Raw genomic sequence first — 23,666 nt, 5'->3', positions numbered from 1 at the left:
CTTCGTTATTGATATTGAACTCGCGGATCTAAGAATCCATATAAAAGATCAGCCAATAGATTAAAAAGTACCACTAAAATCGCATAAACCATTGTAATTCCCATAATTACGGGGGTATCACTACGAAAAATTGAGTCAATTAATAACGCCCCAATACCCGGAATTCTAAATACTTGTTCTGTGACTAATGATCCCGCAAATAAACCGGGAATTTGTAAGGCGATTAAAGTCACCACCGGAATTAAAGCATTTCTTAAAATATGACCGTTAATTACATTCAATTTTGGTAAACCTTTCGCATAAGCGGTGCGAACATAATTTTGATTTAACTGTTCCAAAAAGGAAGACCGAATAAACCGCATTAAAATTGCAGCTTGATAGAAGCCTAACACACAAACGGGCATAATAGACTGTTGGATTTGTTGCCAAAAGGTTTGTAAATTAGTCACTTTTAAGGTACTATTATAAATGAAGGGAAACCATTTTAACTGCACACTGAAAACAATAATAAACAGTAACCCCGTAAAAAATGTTGGTAAGGAAAACCCAATAAAAGAAACTGTTGTTATGATTTGATCTAAAACAGAATAGCGTTTTAAAGCCGAAATAATCCCCAACGGAAAGGCGAGTAAAACCGCTAAAAGGTAGGCTAATCCCATAATCCATAGAGTTGTGGGTAAACGTTGTAAGATTAAATCTAAAACTGGGCTGCGACTGGTAAAGGAATAGCCTAGATCTCCTTGTAAAAATGCGAAAACCCATTTTAAATACCGGATCGGAATCGGTTGATCTAAACCGAGCGATCGGCGAATATTTTCTCTGACTTCGGGTGTAATTGAAGGATTAGTCGCAAATTCTCCCATCGGATTACCGGGGGCTAATGCTAAGATTAAAAATACCACAAGACTAATCGCTATTAGGGTGGGAATTGAGGTTAGAATGCGGTTTATGAGGTATCGGGTCATGGTGATTTTAACATATTAATCAAATAAAAGATAGCCCTGAAGGGCTTACTACGGGGCTTACTACGGGGTCTTTTTCCAATCTTTAATATTCCAGACGGTTAAATCCCAAGGGGTTAAGTTTACGCCTGTTAATTTTTGATTAACTCCTTCTACTTCGGCGCGATGGATTAAGGGAATTACAATATTATTATTGACTAATATATCATTCATTTTAATCCAGATTTGTTTTTGTTTTTCGGGGTCAATTTCAGTGGTGGCTAGTTTCCAGAGGGTATCATATTCTGGATTACAATAGCGAGAAAAATTATCCCCTGTCCAGCTATTTGCTTTTTGAGGAATTTGATCACAGGTATAGGTTTTTAAATAGGCGGTGGGATCAGGGTTCGTATTTCCGGTAGTAAATAATTGTAAATCCGCCGCAAATCGTTCTGTGGTATCAGGATTAGCAGGATCACCGGAAAAATATACACTCGGATCAATACTTTTGAGTTCGACTTTCATCCCTAATTGTTCTAAGGATTGTTTAATCACTTCTTGGGTTTTTTGGCGCAATGGGTTGACGGAAGTTTGAAAAACTAAATTCATTTCTACCCCATTTTTATCTCGAATTCCATTATTATTCGTGTCTTTCCATCCCGCCTCATCTAATAGTTTTGCTGCTTTTTCTAAATCAAATTGATATGTTGTATTAGGAGACACTACTTGAGGCGGATTAACCACAAAGTTAGACGTAGGTTTCCCTAAAATTCCATAGAGTTGATTCGCAATAATCTCTCGATTAATGGCTAAACTCAAGGCTTCACGAACTTTAGGATCGCTAAAGAAAGGATGGGGAAATTTTAAACTGGATCGTTCTCCATCAGGGGTGGTTTTATTGGGATCGGTTTGATTAATCATAATCCGTTCCATTAACGTCCCAAAATTAGAAACAATTTTCCCTTTTCCTGCTGATTCTAAGGATTTTAAAATATTAGATTCAACTTGAAGATTATAGGAATAATCTGCATCTCCCGTTTGTAAAACAGCCCTAGCAGCAGAAGTTGCATCCCCTCCCCCTTTGAGTTCTAGCCGTTCAAATCCTAACTGTTTTGCTTCTCGAAAATTGGGGTTGGCTTCATAAACAACTACATCCCCAGGTTTGAATTCTACGACTCGATAGGGCCCTGTTCCCACAGGTTTTAAATTCCCCGGCGCTTGTCGTGAATTTTCCCCATTATAGGATTCAAAAATATGGCGAGGTAAAATCATTCCTTCCGTTCCCACAAACACCGAATACCATCCTGGTGTCACCGCTTTAAAGTTGATTTTTATCGTGTGATCATCAATTTTTTCAATATCTTTAATAATTTCATAAGTCCCGGATGTGGTAGTTCCAACTTTCGGATTAGTAATAAATTGATAGGTGAAAATCACATCATCTGCGGTAAAGGGAGTTCCATCAGACCATTTTACATCTTTTTTGAGTTTCCAAGTCACTGATTTACCATCTTTCGCAATACCTCCATTTTCCAAAGTCGGAATTTCTGCGGCTAAGAAAGGAACTAATTCTAATTGATGATTAAAACTGGCTAAGGGCTCTAAGGTAATCCGACTGGCTTCGGAATCTTTGAACCCGGTTGATAAATGGGGATTGAGAATTGTTGGCGCTTGCCAATATAATAGTTTTAGGGTTTTTTCTGGGGGTTGCTGATTGGAATGAGGGGGATTAGTTGAGGTAGAATTTGGGGAAGACCCACAGGAAGTTAGGGTTAAACTAATCAGAGAAATGAATAGATAAAACCGATAAAAATTGATATTAATTAAACGAAAAGGCGATCTCGTCTGGTATTGAATAGGTTTCATAAAAATTTCAAATTAACCGTAAACTACCGGAGTCAGGCATTTATACCTCTATTTAGTATGACTCCATTGCCCAATTTCGTTAATTTTATTACAAAATTTTACAGAAACTCCCCTTACACTTGACAAAAGCGTAAGGTTTTGCATTGTGAGGACTAGATTATGGGTCTGATCCACCAAGTTGAAATTCGCCAACTCAACTCTATGAGGTCTGGGATGGTTGAATTTTTCACCCCCCAAACTAGCGATGAAACGATGACGGTACAGGTCGAGGCGGGTGCGGTAGAGCAGTTATTTGTCCATCGTTTTCAAACTGATCAATTATTAGTTGTCCGGGGTCAATTTGTCCTGGTGATTTTACAAAATCGTCAATATCGCTATATTCCCCTAAGTGATCGGGTTCCAACTGTGGTTAAAATTCCTCCAGGAGTTCCTCACGGTGCGATTAATCTTAGTGCTGAACCCTGTTTAATGGTGAATGCGTTACTGCGACATGGAGAACCCCATGAACGAGATTATCGCCCCTTAAAACCACCTTTTCCCTACAATTTAGTTGCGGTAAAACAGGCGTTAGAACGTTTAGATTATCCCCTAACGGCTTAATGTGAGGTTAGGAATATTGGGGGTGATAGGTTGATAAAATGGCAAGTTATTACCTCTTTAACCCCCTGAATTCTTACCCTTGATGTAATTAATTAAAGGGGTGACTTTTAACTATTCCTGAAGGAATAGAAGCAATTAATTGACGAGTATAGGCTTGTTTGGGATGGCGATAAATTTCCTCGGCTGTCCCCATTTCTTCAATTTTTCCTTGATTCATCACAATTAGGCGATCGCTCATAAATTTAACCACACTTAAATCATGGGAAATAAAAATATAAGTCAAATTAAATTCTGATTGTAACTCTTTCAATAAGTTCAAAACCTGCGCCTGTACTGACACATCTAATGCTGAAACAGATTCATCACAAATAATAAATTTAGGATTTAATGCTAAGGCTCTCGCAATACAAATCCGTTGGCGTTGTCCTCCTGAAAATTCATGGGGATAACGACGCATTAAATCAGGATTTAATCCCACTCTTTCTAATAAATAAGCGACGCGATCGCGTTTTTCTTTAACATTCTGTCCCACTTGATGAATAATTAAAGGTTCCATAACGGCTTCCCCAATACTGATTCTCGGATCAAGAGAACTAAAGGGATCTTGAAAAATAATTTGCATATTTCGTCTGACCCAACGCATTTTTTGATTAAATCGTTGTTGATTATGGTAATTTTTTATTCCACTCCATATAGAAGTTTCTAAAGGGGGTGCAGTAATATCCTGACCTTCAAATAAAACCTGACCACTCAAGGGTTTAATTAGTTGTAAAATCCCTCTGGATAAGGTACTTTTTCCACATCCTGACTCTCCCACTAATCCTAATGTTTCCCCTGGATATACCTCAAAAGAAACATCATTAACCGCCATTAATAACCGTTTTGTTTGACCCAATATTCCAGGTATTTTAAAAGCAACTCTTAAATTTTTAACCGCTAAAATCGGATTATCTGAGGGCAAACTCGATAAAAATGCTTGAGAAGTTAAGGAAATATTATTATAAATTTTATTTCTGTCTGTGGAGGTTTTTTCTCGAATTTCTACCTCTCCCGTTTCTAGGGTAATAATATCCATAAAATCAGCAACCGTTGGCAAGCGATCCGCAGGACTATCTAAAGTAGGACGACAGGCTAATAACCCTTTTGTATAGGGATTTTTAGGAGCCATAAAAATTTGCTCAAGGGTTCCTGATTCTACAATTTTTCCTTGGAACATCACCGCTACTTGATCGGCAATTTGAGCGACAATACCCAAATCATGGGTAATAAAAATCATCGCCATTCCTCGGCGTTCTTGTAACTCTTGAAGTAAGTCTAATATAGTGGCTTGGACGGTGACATCTAAAGCAGTTGTAGGTTCATCAGCAATTAATAAAATCGGGTTACAGGATATTGCCATGGCAATCATCACCCGTTGCAATTGTCCCCCCGATAATTCATGGGGATATCGATCCAAAATTGCCCGTTTTTGAGCATTAACTTGTTGAATCACTTCCCGTTTTCGGGTGCGTTTATCTTGTAATTCCTGGGGAGAACGAGATATTGATTGATGGTTTTGTTCTTCTAATGCTTGCTGCATTAATTCATCATCACTGGGGAGTAATTTCACTTCCTGTAATAATGACGCGGCTTTCCACATTGCTTGTTTGGGGGATAGCTGTTCATGCTGCATAATTGCTTCTGTCAATTGAAACCCAATTGTAAACACGGGGTTAAGGGAGGTCATGGGTTCCTGAAAAATCATGGAAATTTGACCGCCTCGATAGGTTTGTTTTTGCGTTAATGACAGTTGCAATAAATTAACAGGTTGAGAATAGGGACTATAATCTTCAGATTCAGGAATTTGAAACCAAACTTCTCCCTCTACTTTAGCTGTTGCTGTTGGCAGTAACCCCATAATTGCCAATGCTGTTACTGATTTTCCTGAACCGGACTCTCCAACAATTCCCAAGGTTTGCCCCCGTCCGACCTGAAACGAAATTTGATCAACGGCGGTAACAATTCGTTCATCGGTTTCAAACTCAACCCGCAGATTATTCACATTCAGAACAACATATTGCATGGAAGTTACCGCCTCTATACATTTTTATATATTGAATCAATTTAACAGAAGATGGGGAAATAGGGGATAAAATGGGGTCGCACTGACCCGAAAAGATTGCATCAATGAAATTTTCCTCAAAAGCAGTGCGAGTGTCCTCACTCGCTAATTTAATCTATTTTATTGGCTCAAAAGCTGCATAAAGCAGTTAATATATAAGAGCAAGAATCACTTCCACAAAAAGTATGAAGCATCTTGAAAGTATTACAATTCATCAATTTAGGGGGCTACGAGATGTCAAGTTAGAGCATCTTGGACAGGTTAACTTGCTGGTAGGTATCAATAATTCTGGGAAAACGAGTGTGCTTGAAGCTCTATCTATCTATTGTCATCCTTTAGATATTAGGGTTTGGTTAAGCACAGCTAGACAACGAGAACAAGAAAATCGAAGATCGCGTACTTCTATACTTGATTCATTGCGATGGTTATTTACGCATTATTCCCTAGCTAACCAAGCTCAATATATAAAAGAGACAATTCTAATTTCTAGTCAGGGCGACTTTCCGATTAAAACAATGAAAGCTAGTTATAAAGAGATGGAGGAAATATGGCTATCGGAAAAAAATAATAAAACAAATTTAGCCGCAAGTCAAGATGAGGAAATCATTGATTCTGATGAACCCATGCTTGAAGTTGATGAACTTCCCGGCATCAGAAAAGGAATCGAATTAAATGTAGAAATAGAGTTAAATACTAATCAGGCTAGTCTATTTCCAGAGCTTGATAAAATGGCTGAAACCTTTCAACTATGGGAAAATGATATTCTATATAAACTTCATGGTAAGCATAACCCTAGTTTACTGACGGCAATCGTTACTCCATCTTCTCATCGTTCAGATATTGGTCAGTTTCGGTTACTTTCAGAAGCAAGATTTGAGAATTTTAAGTGCGATGTATTAGAATTACTACAGCAGATAGATCAAAATATTTCTGACATCGAAATTTTATTGTCTCCTGAATCAATCGGATCACGATTCAATATTTATATTCAGCATGAAAAGTTGGGACTTGCACCCGTTAGTACCTTCGGAGATGGGATTCGTCGTTTACTTCATATTGCCCTAAAACTTGCCAGCGTTAAAGGCGGAGTTCTTTTAATTGACGAATTAGAATCTACAATTCACACTGAAGCACTTCAAAGTTCATTTAACTGGTTGGTTAAATGGTGTAAAAAAATGGATGTTCAGTTATTTGCAACAACTCATAGTTTAGAAGCGGTTGATGGTTTATTAGAGGTCACGGAATCTGCATCAGATTTAGTATTATATCGTTTAGAACCTAAAGAAACAAAGACTTTAGTGATTAGACATGATTGGAATCGATTAAAACGTTTAAGAGAAGAACAAGGTCAGGAGGTACGGTAGTGAGTCGATATGCTTTAATTGGGGTAGAGGGAAATCATGATCAAGCTTTTTTAGAAAAAATTTTGCGTAAGTTGTTAGGGTTTTCTAAATTAGAGAATGAACAGATTAATCAAGATTTATTTTGGCGAAAATTTATCCCTATATATCCACCTAAATCCTTAAAACTACATATTAGGTTAGATATGCCAACAATTTTGTATAAAGATGATTTATTAGTTGGTATCTATGCAGGGGAAGGCAGTAAATTAATTCAAAACTTAGGTGATAAACTCTCTAATATTTCTGATTATTCTAGCTCGTTATCAGCTTTTGGTATTGTAGCCGATGCCGACAAAAATATACCTAATCAGGTTGTAACAACATATTATAATGGATTAAAAGAATATTTTCCAGATTTTCCAAATCAACTTAATGAAATGGGTTTTGTAACCGACAGTAAACCTAAATTGGGAATCTATATTTTACCGGATAATACTAATAAAGGTGTACTTGATACTCTATTATGTGCTTGTGGAGAAGTTGTATATCCTGAATATATGCAGCGAGCTAAAGACTATATTAATCAGTTCTCTGAAATAGAAACTAAAAAGCTAGGTTGGAAACCGTTTGATAGAGAAAAAGCTACAATTGCGACTGTAGTAAGTGTTCTTAAACCGGGTAAAACTAATACAGCTAGTATTGCTGATAATAGTTGGATAAGCCTTGACACACAAAATCAGATTCCTGAACTTAGCAACTTAAGTAATTTTTTAGTCAGATTGTTAGATTTAAAAAGTGTATCTTAGGATTAAGCGAGTTGAAAGTCCCGTCCTCGAAGAACGGCTTTTTATTCATAGTTTAGTCTATCGAGGTTTGTAAGACTACAGCTTAATTCCTCGGATAATAACTTGTATTGGCACTTGCCATAAATTTTCTAAACCCCAAAGATATTGGAGATAACTGAAAAAATTTAAGAGGTTAAAATTATCCGTATTGACTATTCTGGAATATTGGAAATATCTCATTTTTAAACGATTTAAGGCGGTATTTGTTTTACCCGTTATCATTTGATATTCCTGATGTTCAAATTGAGAAATTGATAATTTTTTGAGTTCGGGCAAAATTGAGGATGAGATGGGTAAATTGAGAATTTCTTGTAACTGCATGATTCTCGATTTTAATTGTAAGATAAAGCGGTATTTTTGCGCTAATATTAGCAGTTGGTCTTGATCAATTTCCGAGGGGTAGGACTGAATAATAATCGCAGCATCTGTTAACCGACTAATAGGCGAAATTAAATTCGTTAATCCTCCAAAAACACAGGTATAAAATAACTGGTCAGTTGCCGATAAAATATAAACGGGAAAATCGTTGACTTGAGTTAATATTGCATTCTGCCAAAACTCCGTTTCCGCATTTTCATTAAAACCATCCGCGAAAAGATGCCAGCGCAGACTTAAATATTGCTTAGATTCATTTTCAAATCCAATATAATGACTAAAGGGAACAGTGGGATTAGAAATTTTTTCTTTTGCTATCCAACCCAATTCTTGTAATAGCTTTATAGCTGTTAAAACATCTTTTGAGTTAATCAAAAAATCGAGATGATCAATATAACGTAGACCATAATCTTGATAATAATGCAAATTTAAAGCCGGATCTTTAAGCAGCATGATTTTAATATCAGCCTCTTGAAAAGAACCTAAAATAGATCGGATTTTTTGAAACCAAACTTGGTTTTCAACCCAGGCACGTCGGTAAACTCCCTTAAGTCTGCCAATATATGAATCTGTGACATTATGAGCCGATAAATTGCGATACAGTAACGGTAATAACCGATAAGAGTCTTGATCCACATCGTCAATATTGACCAATGTTCTCCATTTTTGCCAGGAATTAATGGCGGCTTCACCTTGTAAAAGTGCGGCTTGCAATAGTAATTGTTGCTCTTGATTAAGATTAAAATTCATGGTGTATCTTTAATTAATTACGGTAATTGAATCCCCGGAATATTAACTCTAATTCGGTAAACTGAAGTCCGAGCGGTGATATAAAGACTTTGCCAATCTTCATCTCCCCAAGCACAATTTGCGGGACGTTCTGGAGTGACAATTGTTCCTAAATGATTACCCTCAGAATCAAACACCCACACGCCTCCGGCTCCAGTACAATAGATGTTTCCCTGGACATCAATTTTCATCCCATCCGGTGAACCGGGTTCCTCGATATTCATATCGTGAAAAACACGACTATTCGCCAGTGTACCATCAATTTTGACATCAAAAACTCGGATATGACGACATTGTGAATCGTCAATATAAAGCTGTTTTTCATCCGGTGAAAATGCTAAACCATTGGGTTTATAAAAATCATCGGCTAGGAGAATGATTTCTTGATGATCTGGCGGAATTAAATAAACACCTTGGATGGGTTGTTCCTGTTGTTCAGGTTTAATTCCATAGGGAGGATCAGTAAAATAAATTGCACCGTTACTTTTAACAATAACATCATTGGGACTATTGAGTTTTTTGCCTTGAAATTGATCGGCTAAAATCGTAATTGTACCATCTTTTTCGGTGCGGGTAACTCGGCGCGTCCCCTGTTCACACGCAATTAATTGTCCTTGTTTGTCTAGGGTTAAACCATTAGAATTATGACTAGGTTTTCTAAAGGTTTTTACCTTCCCATTGGGAGTTAACTGCACAATTTTATTAGCAGGAATATCGCTAAAGAGTAGATGCTTTTCTTCAGCTATCCAAATCGGCCCTTCAGTAAACTGAAATCCGGTAGCTACACGATCAATCTTTACTTCTTTAGGAAAGAGAGTTCTAAACCCTTGAGATTTGGCTTCTAATCGACCGGATGCTAATTTTTTGGGAAAAATCGAACCTAGTTGTTTTATCTGTCTATTGACCCATTTGGCGATACGCAACATTATATTTCATCCAAATAAACAGTGCTTTTTTATTGGGGTGGCTGCTGAAATACACGATAATGAAATAACGATAATCCCCCATCAATTTTAATGATACTACCAGTAGTAAACCTGGAAAAATAATCAGAAGCTAGATAAACAGCTGCTCTGCCGATATAACAAGGATTAATAGAACTTTTATTCAGGGGTGTATACTCGTGGCTGAATGGATTTCCTTGCTCATCTTCTACAACCCAACCGGGAGCAATTCCATTTATTCTAATTCCGTAGGGAGCAAATTCGACCGCTAATTCTTTGATAATCATGCCTAATGCTGCTTTTGAAGAACTATAACTAGGCCAACGGATAAGTATTTCTCCATGTATAGAAGTTAGGAAAATAATAGAACCCTGAATAGAATTACTCACCATCATTTTGGAGATCGATTTGGTAAGGTACATTGGCCCAAAGATATTGGTTTGAAAAGTTTTTTGCCATTCTTCCAAATTCAAGTTATTTATCCCGCTCGTTTCAAATTGAATGCCTACATTATTGACAAGAATATCGATTATAATTTTGTTTTCATCCAAAATGCTATATAAGCGATCAATATCTTCAGGCTTTAATATATCTGAAACAAATCCTTTTACCTTAACTAAATAAGTATTTAATTCTTTTTCTAACTTTAAACATTCTTCCTCAACAATATCGGTGAAGAAAATATTGGCGCCTTGTTTTGCCATTTCAATCGCAATACTTCTACCAATATTTCTTGCGGCTCCGGTAATCAAGACATTTTTTCCAGCTAAAAGCTGATTATCTAAAACAACCAAAGGCTCTACTGTTTTGACAAAAACTTTTGGTTTGAGCGTAGGCATCGGATTGAGGAAGGCTTTAGATGCAGCTTTGAAACGAGTTTTAATGTTGTTTAGCCGAGTTTTGAAATTCATATCCGTCAATCATAGCTCATTTCAATAGCCTAACTTTTAGCGCGGCGACGGTCTAGTGATGCTTTCAAAATCTGAAGATATTCAGTTTGGTATTCGCGTTGTTTAATTCCCTTATTGGTTTCATGCAGTCGCCGCTTGGCTACTAATTCGGGTAACATCATCGTCTGGAGTCCTAGCTCTGTAACACGAATCTGCCAACTAGCAAATTCGGCTATTTTCCACTGAGTTTCAAATAAGCCAACTTCAAAAAAAGACTCCCGTTTGATCAGCAATGCTGAGGGAATATGTCCTGGTACTAATTTAGGAGAAACCTGTAGTTTGGCTTTCAGATTCTCGGCCAAGTCTTGACTAATAAACTGTTGAACCTGTCCGTATATGACATCAAGATTGGGGTTATTTGTAAATGCTGCCATTTGGTTGGTTAATTTATCTTTTACCCAAAGGTCATCTGCGTCGAGAAAGGCAAAAAAATCGCCTTTGGCTAATTCTATGCCTCGATTACGAGCCGCCGCCGTACCGCTATTGGCTTGAAAACAGTATTGGATTGTAGTACCAAAGCGCTTTGCTACTTCTGCACTACCATCAGTTGAACCATCATCTATTACAATAATTTCTAGTGGCTGATAAGTTTGAGCTAGTACGCTTTCAATCGCTTCTGCTAGATACTTTTCACAGTTATAAACTGGAATAATGACGCTGACTAAAAAATTATTTTCCATTCGCAGATATCCTTTTACTTAATTGTTAAAATTTGTCGGAGCAATTTGGCTTTTTTTAAGATATTTTTGGAGTGTTAGGAGGCGCACCCAAGTATTCATTAATAGTTGGCATTCCTGGCAATACACTACGGGGAGAAGTTCCTTTTTTTCTGCACCTATCAAGATGTTTTTTAAATATCCTAACGAACCCCAACTCAGTTAAAGTTTTCCCCACAGTCATATTTTCCCGGTGCTTTCGATAAAACAGCGTTACCTGCTTTAAGACAACCTTAGATATACTATTTTCCCAGGCTCTAATAAACCAATCAACATCTTCTGCATAGCGTAGAGATTCATCAAATAAGCCAATTTTATCAAAAACTAATTTACGATACAATCCGCTCCCTAAGTTAATGTAATTATAGGGATGATACTCTTTTTCAAATATCTCTATATTGTCATTTGTCAAGTGAGAAATTTTCAGGTTTTGGATTAATCCTTGTACAATTTCTACTGAGGGATTATCTGCTAAGTAATTTGCTTCCAGTTTCAGTTTATCATCCGACCAGAGATCGTCAACATCTAAGAAGGCAATTACGTCACCATTGGCTATTTTTATACCGTGATTACGAGCCGCTGCTGGCCCACTATTTTGCTGATAAATATAGCGGATACAGTCTTTGAATTGGGCAGCTATTTCCGCAGTTTTATCTGTCGAACCATCATCAACTACGATAACCTCGATTGGTCGATAGGTCTGTGCCAAAACACTTTCGATTGCTTCAGCCAGATAGCGATCGCCGTTGTAAACTCGTATGATTACAGATACAAGAGATTCATTTTCCGCCATTACTCTAACTCCTTTTTAACTACTTTAGAATTGCGTTTACGCTCAAGAGACTTTATTTTGCTCCGACAATTTCTGACATTTCCATTTGATCGATTTCCCTATCGTAAATTTTAAGCATTGTGCCACCATCTTCATTAACTAATTTTCTAGAAAATGGCTATAATCTGTTGTGTTAATAAAATCTACCAATTCTTGATAGTTTTTGATGTCATTTGATAGATGGTTACTAGAAACTTTTTTTAAGTTAGTTTTGATAGGATTAGATTCAATCTCCAAATAATCAAAAATTTGATCTAAGGTTTTTTGATGATTATCTGCTTTTAACAGATCCGCAGCAGAAACCGCTAATACAGGCCCTTTAAACGGAAGAAGGGGGATTCCTTGTTTTTCAAATAAATTCAGTATTCTAACCAGTTCACCACTCAATAAAAGGCTTTTGCGAGTATTAAACTGAAACTCTATTTTTAACTTTGTCAAAATCGGTTTGGGAACAGATTCTGGACAAATGGCGTTTAGGTTTGAGTACAAAAGTGGCATCACCTTATGTTGATTTGCCATCTGGATTAACTCTGCCCAATCTATATTCTCTTGCAGTAGAATTTTCAGTCGCTCTCTGCTTTTGGTGTCTACCTGAGTGTTAGCACAAATTAGCAATATTTCTAATTCAGGCTGAATTCCTACCGATGAAGACAAACCCGTTGATTTTAGTAACATTTGACTCCAATTGTCTGGCTATAACTTCATTAGTAACCTAAGTTATGGATTAACGCAAGTTGTGAGTAATACCTATCTAAATTCCCCTTGCTCAGAATACTATTTCCAAAAAAACTGTAGACCTAGAGCTATTTCCCTAAAATTAATCACGGGAATAGAGAGGCTAATAAATTTTCTCTAACTGCCTAAAATCTCGTTCCACTTCTGCCCATAATGCCCGATTATGGGGATCGGTTTTTAACGCTTTCTTTAAATAATTTCTAGCTTTTTCTACCTGCTTTTCTGCAATTAATTGTCGTCCCCAACGTTGATAGGAAATGGCTTGCCATTGGCGAATTTCGGGGTCATGGGGAATGCGTTGGGCTAACCCTTCAATTAAAGCGATCGCACGGGGAAAACGCTTATATTTTAATAGATTTTGTAACTCTAAATAAGAACTTTGTTTAATTTTTTGTTCTTCTTTTGTTAATTCAACATTAAATTGAATCGGTGGACTTTTAGCTGTAATTTTAACTTTTGGAGCTTGATAATGAGAAAATCCCGACTGAGATCCTCCGGGTTTAGTCGAAGCCGTTACAGGTTCTAATTCCGCTTCTGGTTTGGCTACGGTTAACAAAAATTTATAAGCTTCTGTGATCGCCATAAACTTGTCTCTGGCGGCTTCATTCCCCGGATTTACATCAGGATGATATTGTCTGGCTAACTTCCGATAAGACGATTTCACCGCCTCTAAACTGGCGCCGAATCTTAAGCCTAATTGTCGATAATAATCTGTTGTATCCATCACTAATTCTATCAGTGACTTTGATCAATATGGGAGGGGAAATAGAAAAACAATTGGAGGGTGAATTGGTGGGTTTTGCCCACCAATTGTTGTGAATAATAAACGGTTAACCTGCGGTTAATGCCACCGGAACCCGTTCTTCAATCACTTGGTCAATTAAACCATAATCCTTCGCTTCCGGGGCAGAAAGGAAATAATCTCGATCCGTATCTTTCTGAATTTTTTCCAAGGTTTGCCCGGTACGACTGACTAAAATCTCATTCAATAAGCTGCGGATTCTCAAAATTTCTCTGGCTTCAATTTCGATATCCGTTGCTTGACCCCTTGCCCCTCCTAAAGGTTGGTGAATCATAATCCGAGCATGAGGTAAAGCCAAACGTTTTCCGGGGCTTCCGGCCGCTAATAAAAACGCCCCCATTGACGCAGCTAAACCCACACAAATTGTAACCACATCGGCTTTAATGTATTGCATGGTATCGTAAATCGCCATACCTGCTGTTACCGATCCCCCCGGAGAATTGATATACAAATAAATGGGTTTATTAGAATCCTCCGCATCTAAATACAGCATTTGGGCGACAATCCGATTTGCTAACCCATCGGTGACTTCTTGACCCAAAAATAAAATTCGTTCTACACCCAAACGGGTATAAATATCAATCCATCTTTCGTATTGACTACCCGGAAGACGATAAGGAACACTCGGAATCCCAATAGGCATAGCTTTACCCCTTTTGAAGTTAGATGAATTTTAAACCGTTGCCACCAATGAAGGTAGTTCTTTGCGACTTTTTAACACCCGGTCAATCAAACCATATTCCTTGGCTTCATCCGGCGTTAAATAGAACATCCGATCGGTATCTTTGGTAATTTTTGCCACCGTTTGTCCGGTACTTTTTGCCAAAATTTCTAACATCGTCCTCTTGTTATCAAGAACTTCCTTCGCCCGAATTTGAATATCCGTTGCTTGACCTCTTGCCCCACTTTTGGCTTGATTTAAAACAATGGTGGCATTCGGTAAACTTGCCCGAAAACCTTTAGTTCCGGCTGCTAAAATCATGGCAGCAGTTCCCATGGCTTGACCAATACAAATGGTATGAACGGGAGGTTTAATATAGCCGAGGGTATCGCAAATAGCAAAGGCCTCCGTTTCAAACCCAATTGCATCCCCTCCATACCAGGAAGTTCCCGTCGAGTTGATGTAGAAATAGATGGGTTTCTCTGGATCGTCAAACTGTAAGTAAAGCAGTTGAGCGATAATCAGTTCAGTGACATCAATCCCCACTTGACGTTTGATGTCATCGGACGAATACAGGGGAAGTCCCAGATAGACAATCCTTTCCTTCAATAGAAGGGATTCCAAATCTGGGGGGGGAGTCCGAATCGGGCTATCGGTGTAAGAATATGCCGATTGCACAGCTTGAATGGGTTCTCTCATGAGGAATTCTCATCCTTAAACTTATAAAAATAGTAACGCAACTCCAGGTAATCCTATGAAAGTCAGTTTGCAAGCGATTCTTAGCGATCCCAACTTCGATGTCTCCCAGGCTACGAGTCAACGTCAGCTTGCGATCTCCATTTCGGCCTTTCCTTCTCAAACTGATGCTGATGTCCCTTTGAATTTGTGCCTGATCTTAGATCATAGCGGTTCCATGAGTGGAAAACCTCTGGAAACCGTCAAACAGGCGGCGATCGAGTTAGTGGATCGATTAAAACCCGGCGATCGCATTTCAATTATAACATTTGATCATCGTGCAAAAGTATTAATTCCCAATCAAGATATTCAAGATTTGGAAAATATTAAATGTAAAATTAAAGCCTTAAAAACATCCGGGGGAACGGCCATTGATGAAGGCCTAAAATTAGGCATTGAGGAATTGGGCAAAGGCAAAGCCGAACGAATTTCCCAAGCCTTTTTATTAACCGATGGCGAAAACGAACACGGTGACAATACTCGCTGTTTAAAATTAGCCCAACTCGCTGCTACTTATAACTTAACAATCAATACCTTGGGATTTGGGGAAGATTGGAACTCCGATGTCTTAGAAGAAATTGCTGATGCAGCCGGGGGAACTTTAGCTTATATTGAACATCCTGAACAAGCGTTAGATGAATTTAGTCGTTTGTTTAATAAAATGCAGTCGGTGGGGTTAACTAATGCTTATTTACTCTTGGATTTAATGCCAAGTGTGCGGTTAGCTGAACTCAAACCCATTGCCCAAGTTGCCCCTGATACGATAGAATTACCGATCCAAAAAGAAGGAGATAAATGGATTGTCCGTTTAGGGGATGTGATGAAAGATATCGATCGGGTGGTTTTAGCTAATTTATATTTTGGTAAATTTTCTGAAGGAAAACAAGCGATCGCCCAAGTGCAAATTCGTTATGATGATCCATCATTAGACTTACAAAATTTATATTCTGATCCGATTCTAGTAGAAGGTAATTTTGTCAATTCCTATCAACCGAAATCTGATCCCTTTGTTCAACAACAAATTTTAGCTCTAGCCAAATATCGTCAAACTCAAATTGCGGAAACGAAACTCCAACAAGGCGATCGCGCTGGAGCAGCAACGATGTTACAAACTGCGGCTAAAACCGCTTTACAAATGGGAGATAAAAGCGCAGCAACGGTACTTCAAACCAGCGCGACAAAATTACAATCTGGGGAAGAATTATCGGAAGCTGATCAGAAGAAAACCCGAATTGTCTCTAAAACCGTTTTGAAATAATACACTTAAACATTACTCCTCACACCTAACTGCAAATCATCGGTTTTTGTGGGGAGTAAAAATAACTCTCGATCCCTTGTCCCCTTATCCCCTTATCCCCTGTCCCCCTGTTCCCTGTTCCCTGTTCCCTGTTCCCTGTTCCCTGTTCCCTACTCCCTACTATAATTAAATCGAAAAAGGGATTGACAAATTTCCAAAACCATGACAAGATTAATAATTGTGCGAATAAATCAATAAAAAAGCGGAACTGGCGGAATTGGTAGACGCGCTAGATTCAGGTTCTAGTGTTTGCAAAGACTTCCGGGTTCAAGTCCCGGGTTCCGCATCTAACAGGTAGGGGCGTGGTTTCCGCGCCCCTATTATCGTTTAGGAATCAGGGTTTTATGTTAACCAGTCTGCAAAATCCCTTGGTGAAGCAAATTCGCAAGCTCCACCAAGCTAAGGGACGAAAAGAACAACAGTTATTTTTATTGGAAGGAACCCACTTAGTCGAAGCAGCCTGTGCGGTGGAATATCCGTTAACAACGGTCTGTTGTACTCCTGTTTGGCAAGAGCGTCATCAACTCCTATCGGAGGTTTTAGGCCAGTGTTCCCAGCGCTTTGAATTGGTCAGTCCAGAAGTATTGGAAGCGATCGCTACAACCGTTCACCCCGATGGAGTCATTGCCTTAGCGCCTCGAATGCCCTCTAAACCCCACACCCTTGAGGGTTTAGGCATCGCCTTAGAAACTGTGCAAGATCCTGGTAACTTAGGAACTATTATTCGGACAGCCACCGCCGCAGGTGTAGACGGGTTGTGGTTGAGTGCCGATAGTGTAGATTTGGATCACCCTAAAGTTTTAAGAGCCTCTGCGGGCGCTTGGTTCCGCTTAAATAAAACAGTATCTTCGAGTTTAATGGCTGATATTACTAATTTTCAGCAACCAGGATTACAAATTGTAGCGACTGTTCCCCAGGCTTCTATTTCCTATTGGGAATTAGATTTTACTCAACCGACCCTGATGATATTTGGCAATGAAGGCGCTGGACTGTCTCCCGACCTTCAAGCCTTAGCCCATCATCAGGTTCAAATTCCCTTACAGCGAGGGGTTGAATCCCTGAATGTTGGGATTAGTGTCGCCCTGATGCTCTATGAAGCTCAACGCCAAAGAAGAGGGGTGTTGACGGTTGACGGTTGACGGTTAACAGGTGTCGGGTTTCAGAGTCGGGCTGTTTCATGTTTGAAAATTATGGAGGAAAAGTAGGCTGTGAATTTTGAAATCCGATTGATTTGATTCTTGATAATCTTTTTGGCTGTTTCCCTCTCTTGCTACACTGGGAACGATGAACATCTCAATATCGGAGGATTCTATTTGTGGACTGGCGAGTTCGTGCAATTCGTGGCGCAACGACGGTTTCAGAAAATTCGGTTGCAGCCATTCGAGAAGCGGTCATAGAATTATTAGATGAATTAGAAACCCGTAATCAACTTGATCCTGATGAAATTATTAGTCTGACTTTTTCTGTTACTAAAGATTTAGATGCTATTTTTCCCGCCGCGATCGCTCGTGAACGTCCCCTTTGGCACAATGTTCCTTTATTAGATGTTCAACAAATGCACGTCGAAGGCAGTTTAGAAAAGTGTATTCGCTTCTTAATTCATCTTAACTTACCCATCCAAACTCAAGTTTATCATCCCTATTTAAGAGGGGCAAAAAACCTCCGTCCCGACTGGAATTTAACTCCTGTTCATCATTCTTGAACTTCTTGAAAATTGTTGACTGTTGACTGTTGACTGTTGACTGTTGGCTGACAACTGAGACAACCAACAACCAACAACCAACAACCAACACAATTTAATCTTTTTCGGTTGCTAAAGACACAGAAGCGGGTTTGCGATCGCGCCACCAGGCTAACATTGTACTAGCAATAAAAATACTGGAATAAGCCCCGGCAATGAAGCCCACTAATAATGCTAAAGCAAAATATTTCAGAGTTTCACCCCCAAACAGGAAAATACAAATTAAGGGCAACAGAGTCGTTAATGTGGTGTTAATGGATCGAGTTAAAGTTTGTTCTACTGCCTCATCCACCACTTGATTAATATGAAGTTCGGGATTTCGGGCAATCACTTCTCGAACCCGGTCATAAATCACCACCGTATCATTAACAGAAAATCCCACAATTGTCAAGAGGGAAACCAAAAATAAACTATCAACTTCTACACCTAAAAACAAACCTAAAATTGAAAAAATTCCCAGTGTAACCAGAACATCATGGAATAAAGCAACAAAGGCAAAAAAGGCATAATCTAACTTAAACCGAAAGGTTAAATAAACCGTAATTCCCGCAAAAGCTAATAATAAAGCCGTTAATCCCGATATAAAAATTTGACGGCCAATGGTGGGGCCTACGGTATCAATTTGAATTCCTTTCGGGTCAAAGACTCCGATTTTTTGACTTAAAGCATTTTGTAGGTTTGAACGTTCTTCAACGTTTAAATTTTTTGTCCGAATAGAAACAATTTGCTTATCTTTTTGACCCGAATCTTTATCTAACAGTTGAATTGAACTATTCGCTAATCCTTGAGTCGCTAAAACTTCCCGAACCTCAGTAATCTCAATCGGGCCGTTACAATTATTGGGAACAGAACAATCGAGTTCTAACTGAAGACGAGTTCCTCCCACAAAATCTAAAGCCGGACGTAACGGTGCGCCAATATCCGGGCGAGTCCAAGAAATCCCCATAGCAATGATTCCCGCTAGAATAATTGCACCGGAAATCGCCCACCATAAATTGCGTTGTTTAATAACACTAAAAGCCATAAATTTGTTAACTGTTGAGGTGTTGACTGTTGACTGTTACGGGCGGGGGAACCCATCGNTTTAAGCTTTTAGCCTGAAATTTATTTCAAGGCTTTTGGCGTTAAGTTGACACCGATGGGGGGAACCCCGCCCCTACGACTGTTCCCTGTTCCCTGTTCCCTGTTCCCTGTTCCCTAATTACTAATTACTGATTTTTTCACAACATTGGGACAGAAAAATTCCGGTTTTCTTAACTCTGGGAAATCAAGAACTAGGAAAAGGAAACTGCGACTACAAGTAATTGCTGTTAACATACTCACCACCACCCCTAATCCTAATGTCAAGGCAAATCCTTTGACTAATCCTGTTCCAAACCAAAATAGGGCAATACAAGCAATAACCGTAGTTACATTACCATCTAAAATGCTACTAAACGCTCGATAAAAGCCCGATTCTACAGAACGATAAAGGGTTTTTCCCGCTTTCAATTCTTCACGAGTGCGTTCAAAAATCAGAACATTAGCATCCACCGCCATCCCGATACTCAGAATAAATCCCGCAATTCCGGGTAACGTTAAAGTCACACCCAATAAATTAAACAGAGCTAAACTTAATAACGCATAAATTAATAAGGAAAAATCCGCTATTAATCCCGGTAATCGATAATAAACTACCATGAAAATCAGGACTAAAATTAAACCCGTTACCCCAGCATAAATACTGCGTTGAATACTATCTCGTCCCAGGGTAGCGCCAACGGTACGATTTTCCACAATTTCCACAGGAACAGGTAAGGCTCCACCCCGCAATTGTACGGCTAAAGCATTGGCATCTTCGGCGGTAAATCGGCCTGTAATTACGGCTCGACCTCCGGTAATTCCCGTATCCGCAAAATCTACCGGCACCGACGGAGCACTTAATAAATCATTATCCAGAAAAATACCAATTGTTCGTCCAGTTCCGGCTAAATTTTTCGTCAGTTCCGCGAATTTATCACCTCCTTCAGGACTAAAGACTAAACCAATATTCCAGTTTCCTCCTCCTTGTACGGGTTCAGGATAGGCATCTTTTAAATCTTGTCCTCGAAGAAGAGGGTTATTATAGAGTTGAGCGATCGCTTCATTACTCTTATTCAACGATTCAATAGCGGTGGCTAAAGCTTGAGAATCTGCCTTTTTTTTAGCGTCTTCAATTTGTTGTTTAATTCCTTGTTGGACTTGCAATTCCACTGGAAGTTGTTGTTCCGTTCCCGGTTTTTGTTCTCGGAAATCTAATTGCGCCGTTCCTCCTAAAACTCGTTCTGCTTCTTCAGGATTATTCACCCCAGGTAACTGCACAACAATTTGATCCTGTCCCACCGTTTGCACCACCGCTTCGGAGACTCCCAGTTCATTTACCCGGTTTTCAATCACACTTTGAACCGAGGTTAAAACCCGTTCATCAATTGTTGGAACCGCTTCTGAAGGTTTTAATTGAATCGTCAGTTGAGAACCTCCCCGCAAGTCTAAACCCAAGCGGAAGGGACGATTAGCAATGACAACAATGGAGACGATAATCATCACCAAAATCAGAATTAAAACAGAACGTTGTTTTCGCATTTTAATCAGTAATCAGTAATTGGTAATCAGTAATCAGTAATTAGTCAAGAAGTAGACAGTTGATTAACTCTTAACTCTTAACTCTTAACTCGTACAGACGCGCCAGGGCACGTCTCTACACTGATAACTGATAACTGATAACTGATTAAAATTTCTTACTCATAATTTTTTGAACCCCTTCAACAATTTGCTCCGGTTGCACAATAGTTAGTCGTTCTAAAGCACCATTATAAGGTGTGGGAATATCTTGAGACGCCAATCTTAATACAGGTGCATCCAATTCATCAAAAAGACGATCATTAATTGAAGCGGTAATTTCTGCCCCCAGTCCCCCGGTTTTCATACATTCTTCAACGATAATCACCCGATGGGTTTTGCAGATGGATTCACCAATCGTGTCAAAATCTAAGGGTTTAAGAGAAATTAAATCAATCACTTCAGGATCATAACCTTGTTTCACCAAAGCAGGAACCGCTTGCATAACATGATGACGCATCCGAGAATAGGTCAGAATCGTGACATCTTTCCCCTGTCTCACCACTTCCGCTTTATCAATCGGGACAATATATTCTTCGTCGGGGATATCTTCTTTAAGGTTATATAACAGAACGTGCTCAAAAAACAGAACCGGATTATCATCTCTAATTGCCGCTTTCAGTAACCCTTTAGCGTTATAAGGAGTCGAACAGGCGACCATTTTTAGCCCTGGAACAGACTGGAAATAGGATTCTAAGCGTTGAGAGTGTTCCGCACCCAATTGACGCCCCACACCCCCAGGGCCACGAATTACCAAAGGCATTTTAAAATTGCCTCCAGAGGTATAGCGCAACATCCCCCCGTTATTGGCAATTTGGTTGAAGGCGAGTAACAAAAACCCCATGTTCATCCCTTCAATAATCGGTCGTAACCCCGTCATTGCAGCCCCAACAGCCATTCCGGTAAAACTATTTTCTGCAATGGGAGTGTCTAAAACCCGCAAGTCCCCATATTTTTCACAGAGGTCTTTCGTGACTTTGTAGGAACCGCCATAGTGACCCACATCTTCCCCTAACACAAACACTCTGGGGTCATGGGCCATTTCTTCATCGGTTGCTTGTCTCAGGGCATTAAAAAGTAGGGTTGGTGCCATTGCAATTGTTGATAAGCAAGTGTGGATCACAGCTAATCTTACCAAAAGATTGAGTTTAAAGCCTCCTTATTCTAATTATGCTTTTTAGGTTTGAGTCCCACTAGGGTTTGGGAACTTTCCTCGCAACGACCTATCAAGCGTCATTATTACCGATTCTCAATATGGGCGATCGCACCTCGATTTTCCCACAAAAGCGATCGCACAACTAGGTTGCAGAAGGCTTAAAAACGTAATATAATAGCATCAAAAACTGTTTAATCTTGTCTTGCAGTAAAACTGTCAGCACCCGGCTCTGAAGAGACGCGGTTTCCAAACTTTCCATTTTTTTATTATGAATAGTCTATTATCTGAACAAATTTTACCCCTAACTATTCCCGAAAAGCTTCAATTAATAGAAGAAATTTGGGATAGTGTTGTTATGGATGCTGATCAAATTCCTTTAACTCAATCTCAGAAACAGGAATTAGATCGGCGTTTAGCATCTTATCAAAATATTGAAAATAAAGGCAAATCTTGGGAAGTCGTTAAGCGAAGAATTATTAAAGATGACATATAAAATTAAAATCTCAGAGGAAGCTGAATTAGATTTAGATGAGGCTTATTATCAGTGTAACAAGGTTACAAGCTATCCAAAAATGTTATAATGATCTGGAGTTTATTATTAAAGAGGAATGTGCAATGAGAATTATCCAAACAAAAGGAATAGTCAACAATGGGACAGTAACGGCTACAATTCCCCCTGATTTTAGTAATGGAGAAGTTAATTTAGTGATTTTAGCTGAAAATGAACCTGATGAACTCGAATTTATGCGTCAAATTGCTAGAGAGAAAGGTTATGATTCTAAAGAAAAAATTCTTGATTTAATTAAGCAAGTTAAAAGAGAAATGTTAACAGAGAAAGGACTAATTTAAAAATGCTTGAATTAAATAGATTATTCCTTGATACTAATATTTATATTATAGGAACTCAAGATATTAATTCAGATGAAACTAAAATTTTTAAAATTCACTTGTTTTCATGTTAAGCGTGATCCTCAACTGTGGAAAAAACGAATAAGAGCGATCGCACAAATAGGTTGCAGAAAGTCTAAAAACGTAATACAATAGTATTCAAAACTGTTTAATCTTGCAGTAAAATTATGAAATTATCAATTGATGACGAAACTACAAAGGAAATGCTGACAGAAATAATGGTAGAAATTATTAAAACAAGAAAAGATTTATTTTATGATCTTATCCTAGAAGCAGTGGAGGAAATTTCTCTAGCTAATGCCATTAAAGAAGGAAGACAAGATGATTTTGTTTCTGAAGAAAAAATATTTGCTTTATTAGATAGTGAAGATTAATGAAAATCAAATTTGAATCAAGATTTGAAAAAGATTTAAGGAAAATTAAAGATAAAAAAGTTTTATCTGAGTTAAAGCAAATAATCATTCAATGTAAAACAACAGATAACCTATCAGAAATTAATCATCTCAAAAAATTACAAGGTTATGATACATTCTATCGTATCCGTTTAGGCAACTATAGAATAGGGATAGAATTGAGTGAAGATACAATTATTTTTACTAGATTTTTACATCGAAAAGATATTTATAAATTTTTTCCTTGATTAATAAAAATGTATGATTGCCAATCAATAAACATAATTGTACAGTAGTCA

The 23,666-nt window shown here is 38.4% G+C and carries 25 protein-coding genes and 1 tRNA gene; 11 read left to right on the top strand and 15 right to left on the bottom strand.

Translation table 11 applies throughout. The annotated features are described in order from the left end of the window. Positions 1-5: 5 nt before the first annotated feature. Entirely contained in the window at positions 6-965 is a 960-nt protein-coding gene (locus tag PL8927_RS13495; RefSeq protein ID WP_083622327.1) for an ABC transporter permease, read from the bottom strand. Between the two features lie 60 nt (positions 966-1,025). Next, complete coding sequence (locus PL8927_RS13490) at positions 1,026-2,807, bottom strand: peptide ABC transporter substrate-binding protein (protein ID WP_083622325.1); 1,782 nt, start codon at positions 2,805-2,807, stop codon at positions 1,026-1,028. Between the two features lie 159 nt (positions 2,808-2,966). On the opposite strand from PL8927_RS13490, the gene PL8927_RS13485 reads away from it, so the two are divergent. Next, positions 2,967-3,407: a cupin domain-containing protein gene (locus PL8927_RS13485; protein ID WP_083622323.1), complete on the top strand. Its 441-nt coding sequence runs from the start codon at positions 2,967-2,969 to the stop codon at positions 3,405-3,407. An 88-nt stretch (positions 3,408-3,495) separates the two neighbouring features. Here the strand turns inward: PL8927_RS13485 and PL8927_RS13480 are convergent, their stop codons facing one another. Further along, positions 3,496-5,469 carry an ABC transporter ATP-binding protein gene (locus tag PL8927_RS13480; RefSeq protein WP_083622320.1) on the bottom strand — a complete coding sequence of 658 codons (1,974 nt, stop codon included), beginning with the start codon at positions 5,467-5,469 and terminating at the stop codon, positions 3,496-3,498. Between the two features lie 224 nt (positions 5,470-5,693). Between PL8927_RS13480 and PL8927_RS13475 the strand changes: the two genes are divergently transcribed. Both PL8927_RS13475 and PL8927_RS13470 read left to right on the top strand, forming a co-directional pair. Continuing rightward, on the top strand, positions 5,694-6,872 hold the full coding sequence (locus PL8927_RS13475; protein ID WP_083622318.1) for an AAA family ATPase: 1,179 nt from the start codon (positions 5,694-5,696) through the stop codon (positions 6,870-6,872). Further along, on the top strand, positions 6,872-7,657 hold the full coding sequence (locus PL8927_RS13470; protein WP_083622316.1) for a DUF3226 domain-containing protein: 786 nt from the start codon (positions 6,872-6,874) through the stop codon (positions 7,655-7,657). Before PL8927_RS13475 ends, PL8927_RS13470 begins: the two co-directional genes overlap by 1 nt. Before the next feature lie 75 nt (positions 7,658-7,732). Here the strand turns inward: PL8927_RS13470 and PL8927_RS13465 are convergent, their stop codons facing one another. From PL8927_RS13465 to PL8927_RS13425, 9 genes are all read right to left on the bottom strand, one after another. After that, positions 7,733-8,821 (bottom strand): nucleotidyltransferase family protein, encoded by a 1,089-nt coding sequence (locus PL8927_RS13465; protein ID WP_083622314.1) that lies wholly within the window; start codon positions 8,819-8,821, stop codon positions 7,733-7,735. Positions 8,822-8,838: 17 nt separating this feature from the next. Next, complete coding sequence (locus PL8927_RS13460; protein WP_083622312.1) at positions 8,839-9,786, bottom strand: SMP-30/gluconolactonase/LRE family protein; 948 nt, start codon at positions 9,784-9,786, stop codon at positions 8,839-8,841. 29 nt (positions 9,787-9,815) lie between these two features. Further along, positions 9,816-10,715: an SDR family NAD(P)-dependent oxidoreductase gene (locus PL8927_RS13455; RefSeq protein ID WP_083622310.1), complete on the bottom strand. Its 900-nt coding sequence runs from the start codon at positions 10,713-10,715 to the stop codon at positions 9,816-9,818. A gap of 29 nt (positions 10,716-10,744) precedes the next feature. After that, the gene (locus PL8927_RS13450) at positions 10,745-11,434 is read right to left on the bottom strand and encodes a glycosyltransferase family A protein (RefSeq protein ID WP_083622308.1); all 690 of its coding nucleotides are present in this window, start codon (positions 11,432-11,434) and stop codon (positions 10,745-10,747) included. 55 nt (positions 11,435-11,489) lie between these two features. Then, positions 11,490-12,263, bottom strand: a complete 774-nt coding sequence (locus tag PL8927_RS13445) for a glycosyltransferase family 2 protein (protein ID WP_083622305.1) — start codon at positions 12,261-12,263, stop codon at positions 11,490-11,492. Between the two features lie 138 nt (positions 12,264-12,401). Next, positions 12,402-12,977, bottom strand: coding sequence for a nucleotidyltransferase family protein (locus PL8927_RS13440; protein WP_083622303.1), 576 nt, complete (start codon positions 12,975-12,977; stop codon positions 12,402-12,404). Between the two features lie 163 nt (positions 12,978-13,140). Then, positions 13,141-13,761 (bottom strand): DnaJ domain-containing protein, encoded by a 621-nt coding sequence (locus PL8927_RS13435; RefSeq protein ID WP_083622300.1) that lies wholly within the window; start codon positions 13,759-13,761, stop codon positions 13,141-13,143. A gap of 106 nt (positions 13,762-13,867) precedes the next feature. Next, complete coding sequence (locus PL8927_RS13430; RefSeq protein ID WP_083622295.1) at positions 13,868-14,482, bottom strand: ATP-dependent Clp protease proteolytic subunit; 615 nt, start codon at positions 14,480-14,482, stop codon at positions 13,868-13,870. Between the two features lie 30 nt (positions 14,483-14,512). Further along, positions 14,513-15,199 carry an ATP-dependent Clp protease proteolytic subunit gene (locus PL8927_RS13425; RefSeq protein ID WP_083622292.1) on the bottom strand — a complete coding sequence of 229 codons (687 nt, stop codon included), beginning with the start codon at positions 15,197-15,199 and terminating at the stop codon, positions 14,513-14,515. A gap of 55 nt (positions 15,200-15,254) precedes the next feature. On the opposite strand from PL8927_RS13425, the gene PL8927_RS13420 reads away from it, so the two are divergent. From PL8927_RS13420 to aroH, 4 genes are all read left to right on the top strand, one after another. Beyond that, positions 15,255-16,493: a vWA domain-containing protein gene (locus PL8927_RS13420; RefSeq protein WP_083622289.1), complete on the top strand. Its 1,239-nt coding sequence runs from the start codon at positions 15,255-15,257 to the stop codon at positions 16,491-16,493. A 241-nt stretch (positions 16,494-16,734) separates the two neighbouring features. Beyond that, positions 16,735-16,818: transfer RNA gene (locus PL8927_RS13415), tRNA-Leu, on the top strand. 58 nt (positions 16,819-16,876) lie between these two features. Further along, positions 16,877-17,671: a TrmH family RNA methyltransferase gene (locus PL8927_RS13410; protein WP_083622286.1), complete on the top strand. Its 795-nt coding sequence runs from the start codon at positions 16,877-16,879 to the stop codon at positions 17,669-17,671. 176 nt (positions 17,672-17,847) lie between these two features. Continuing rightward, on the top strand, positions 17,848-18,234 hold the full coding sequence (aroH, locus tag PL8927_RS13405; protein ID WP_083622283.1) for a chorismate mutase: 387 nt from the start codon (positions 17,848-17,850) through the stop codon (positions 18,232-18,234). Positions 18,235-18,328: 94 nt separating this feature from the next. On the opposite strand, the gene secF is transcribed toward aroH, so the two are convergent. From secF to PL8927_RS13390, 3 genes are all read right to left on the bottom strand, one after another. Next, on the bottom strand, positions 18,329-19,297 hold the full coding sequence (gene secF, locus PL8927_RS13400) for a protein translocase subunit SecF (RefSeq protein WP_083622280.1): 969 nt from the start codon (positions 19,295-19,297) through the stop codon (positions 18,329-18,331). 173 nt (positions 19,298-19,470) lie between these two features. After that, positions 19,471-20,874 carry a protein translocase subunit SecD gene (gene secD, locus PL8927_RS13395; protein WP_083622279.1) on the bottom strand — a complete coding sequence of 468 codons (1,404 nt, stop codon included), beginning with the start codon at positions 20,872-20,874 and terminating at the stop codon, positions 19,471-19,473. 145 nt (positions 20,875-21,019) lie between these two features. Then, positions 21,020-22,003, bottom strand: a complete 984-nt coding sequence (locus PL8927_RS13390) for an alpha-ketoacid dehydrogenase subunit beta (RefSeq protein ID WP_083622277.1) — start codon at positions 22,001-22,003, stop codon at positions 21,020-21,022. Positions 22,004-22,334: 331 nt separating this feature from the next. Here PL8927_RS13390 and PL8927_RS13385 point away from each other — a divergent pair, with 331 nt between their 5' ends. The 4 genes from PL8927_RS13385 to PL8927_RS13370 all read left to right on the top strand — a co-directional run bounded on the left by PL8927_RS13385 (position 22,335) and on the right by PL8927_RS13370 (position 23,615). Next, a complete protein-coding gene (locus PL8927_RS13385) occupies positions 22,335-22,559 on the top strand; it encodes an addiction module protein (RefSeq protein ID WP_083622275.1) in 225 nt (74 codons plus the stop codon). 122 nt (positions 22,560-22,681) lie between these two features. Continuing rightward, positions 22,682-22,915, top strand: coding sequence for a hypothetical protein (locus PL8927_RS13380; protein WP_083622272.1), 234 nt, complete (start codon positions 22,682-22,684; stop codon positions 22,913-22,915). Between the two features lie 227 nt (positions 22,916-23,142). Continuing rightward, positions 23,143-23,349 (top strand): hypothetical protein, encoded by a 207-nt coding sequence (locus PL8927_RS13375; protein ID WP_083622270.1) that lies wholly within the window; start codon positions 23,143-23,145, stop codon positions 23,347-23,349. Continuing rightward, the gene (locus PL8927_RS13370) at positions 23,349-23,615 is read left to right on the top strand and encodes a type II toxin-antitoxin system RelE family toxin (protein WP_083622267.1); all 267 of its coding nucleotides are present in this window, start codon (positions 23,349-23,351) and stop codon (positions 23,613-23,615) included. The genes PL8927_RS13375 and PL8927_RS13370 overlap by 1 nt, the downstream gene beginning before the upstream one ends. The last annotated feature ends 51 nt before the right edge of the window (positions 23,616-23,666 follow it).

It is taken from the genome of Planktothrix serta PCC 8927, assembly GCF_900010725.2.
Taxonomy (GTDB): domain Bacteria; phylum Cyanobacteriota; class Cyanobacteriia; order Cyanobacteriales; family Microcoleaceae; genus Planktothrix; species Planktothrix serta.
The sequence above is the reverse complement of the archived record's forward strand: the minus strand, read 5'-3'. Positions and strand labels throughout refer to the sequence as shown.

Excerpts from the sequence above, each read along its gene's own strand:
- PL8927_RS13495 (WP_083622327.1), bottom strand. The coding sequence starts at position 965 with ATGACCCGATACCTCATAAACCGCATTCTAACCTCAATTCCCACCCTA.
- PL8927_RS13490 (WP_083622325.1), bottom strand. The coding sequence starts at position 2,807 with ATGAAACCTATTCAATACCAGACGAGATCGCCTTTTCGTTTAATTAAT.
- PL8927_RS13485 (WP_083622323.1), top strand. The coding sequence starts at position 2,967 with ATGGGTCTGATCCACCAAGTTGAAATTCGCCAACTCAACTCTATGAGG.
- PL8927_RS13480 (WP_083622320.1), bottom strand. The coding sequence starts at position 5,469 with ATGCAATATGTTGTTCTGAATGTGAATAATCTGCGGGTTGAGTTTGAA.
- PL8927_RS13475 (WP_083622318.1), top strand. The coding sequence starts at position 5,694 with ATGAAGCATCTTGAAAGTATTACAATTCATCAATTTAGGGGGCTACGA.
- PL8927_RS13465 (WP_083622314.1), bottom strand. The coding sequence starts at position 8,821 with ATGAATTTTAATCTTAATCAAGAGCAACAATTACTATTGCAAGCCGCA.
- PL8927_RS13460 (WP_083622312.1), bottom strand. The coding sequence starts at position 9,786 with ATGTTGCGTATCGCCAAATGGGTCAATAGACAGATAAAACAACTAGGT.
- PL8927_RS13455 (WP_083622310.1), bottom strand. The coding sequence starts at position 10,715 with ATGAATTTCAAAACTCGGCTAAACAACATTAAAACTCGTTTCAAAGCT.
- PL8927_RS13450 (WP_083622308.1), bottom strand. The coding sequence starts at position 11,434 with ATGGAAAATAATTTTTTAGTCAGCGTCATTATTCCAGTTTATAACTGT.
- PL8927_RS13445 (WP_083622305.1), bottom strand. The coding sequence starts at position 12,263 with ATGGCGGAAAATGAATCTCTTGTATCTGTAATCATACGAGTTTACAAC.
- PL8927_RS13440 (WP_083622303.1), bottom strand. The coding sequence starts at position 12,977 with ATGTTACTAAAATCAACGGGTTTGTCTTCATCGGTAGGAATTCAGCCT.
- PL8927_RS13435 (WP_083622300.1), bottom strand. The coding sequence starts at position 13,761 with ATGGATACAACAGATTATTATCGACAATTAGGCTTAAGATTCGGCGCC.
- PL8927_RS13430 (WP_083622295.1), bottom strand. The coding sequence starts at position 14,482 with ATGCCTATTGGGATTCCGAGTGTTCCTTATCGTCTTCCGGGTAGTCAA.
- PL8927_RS13425 (WP_083622292.1), bottom strand. The coding sequence starts at position 15,199 with ATGAGAGAACCCATTCAAGCTGTGCAATCGGCATATTCTTACACCGAT.
- PL8927_RS13420 (WP_083622289.1), top strand. The coding sequence starts at position 15,255 with ATGAAAGTCAGTTTGCAAGCGATTCTTAGCGATCCCAACTTCGATGTC.
- PL8927_RS13410 (WP_083622286.1), top strand. The coding sequence starts at position 16,877 with ATGTTAACCAGTCTGCAAAATCCCTTGGTGAAGCAAATTCGCAAGCTC.
- secF (WP_083622280.1), bottom strand. The coding sequence starts at position 19,297 with ATGGCTTTTAGTGTTATTAAACAACGCAATTTATGGTGGGCGATTTCC.
- secD (WP_083622279.1), bottom strand. The coding sequence starts at position 20,874 with ATGCGAAAACAACGTTCTGTTTTAATTCTGATTTTGGTGATGATTATC.
- PL8927_RS13390 (WP_083622277.1), bottom strand. The coding sequence starts at position 22,003 with ATGGCACCAACCCTACTTTTTAATGCCCTGAGACAAGCAACCGATGAA.
- PL8927_RS13385 (WP_083622275.1), top strand. The coding sequence starts at position 22,335 with ATGAATAGTCTATTATCTGAACAAATTTTACCCCTAACTATTCCCGAA.
- PL8927_RS13380 (WP_083622272.1), top strand. The coding sequence starts at position 22,682 with ATGAGAATTATCCAAACAAAAGGAATAGTCAACAATGGGACAGTAACG.
- PL8927_RS13375 (WP_083622270.1), top strand. The coding sequence starts at position 23,143 with ATGAAATTATCAATTGATGACGAAACTACAAAGGAAATGCTGACAGAA.
- PL8927_RS13370 (WP_083622267.1), top strand. The coding sequence starts at position 23,349 with ATGAAAATCAAATTTGAATCAAGATTTGAAAAAGATTTAAGGAAAATT.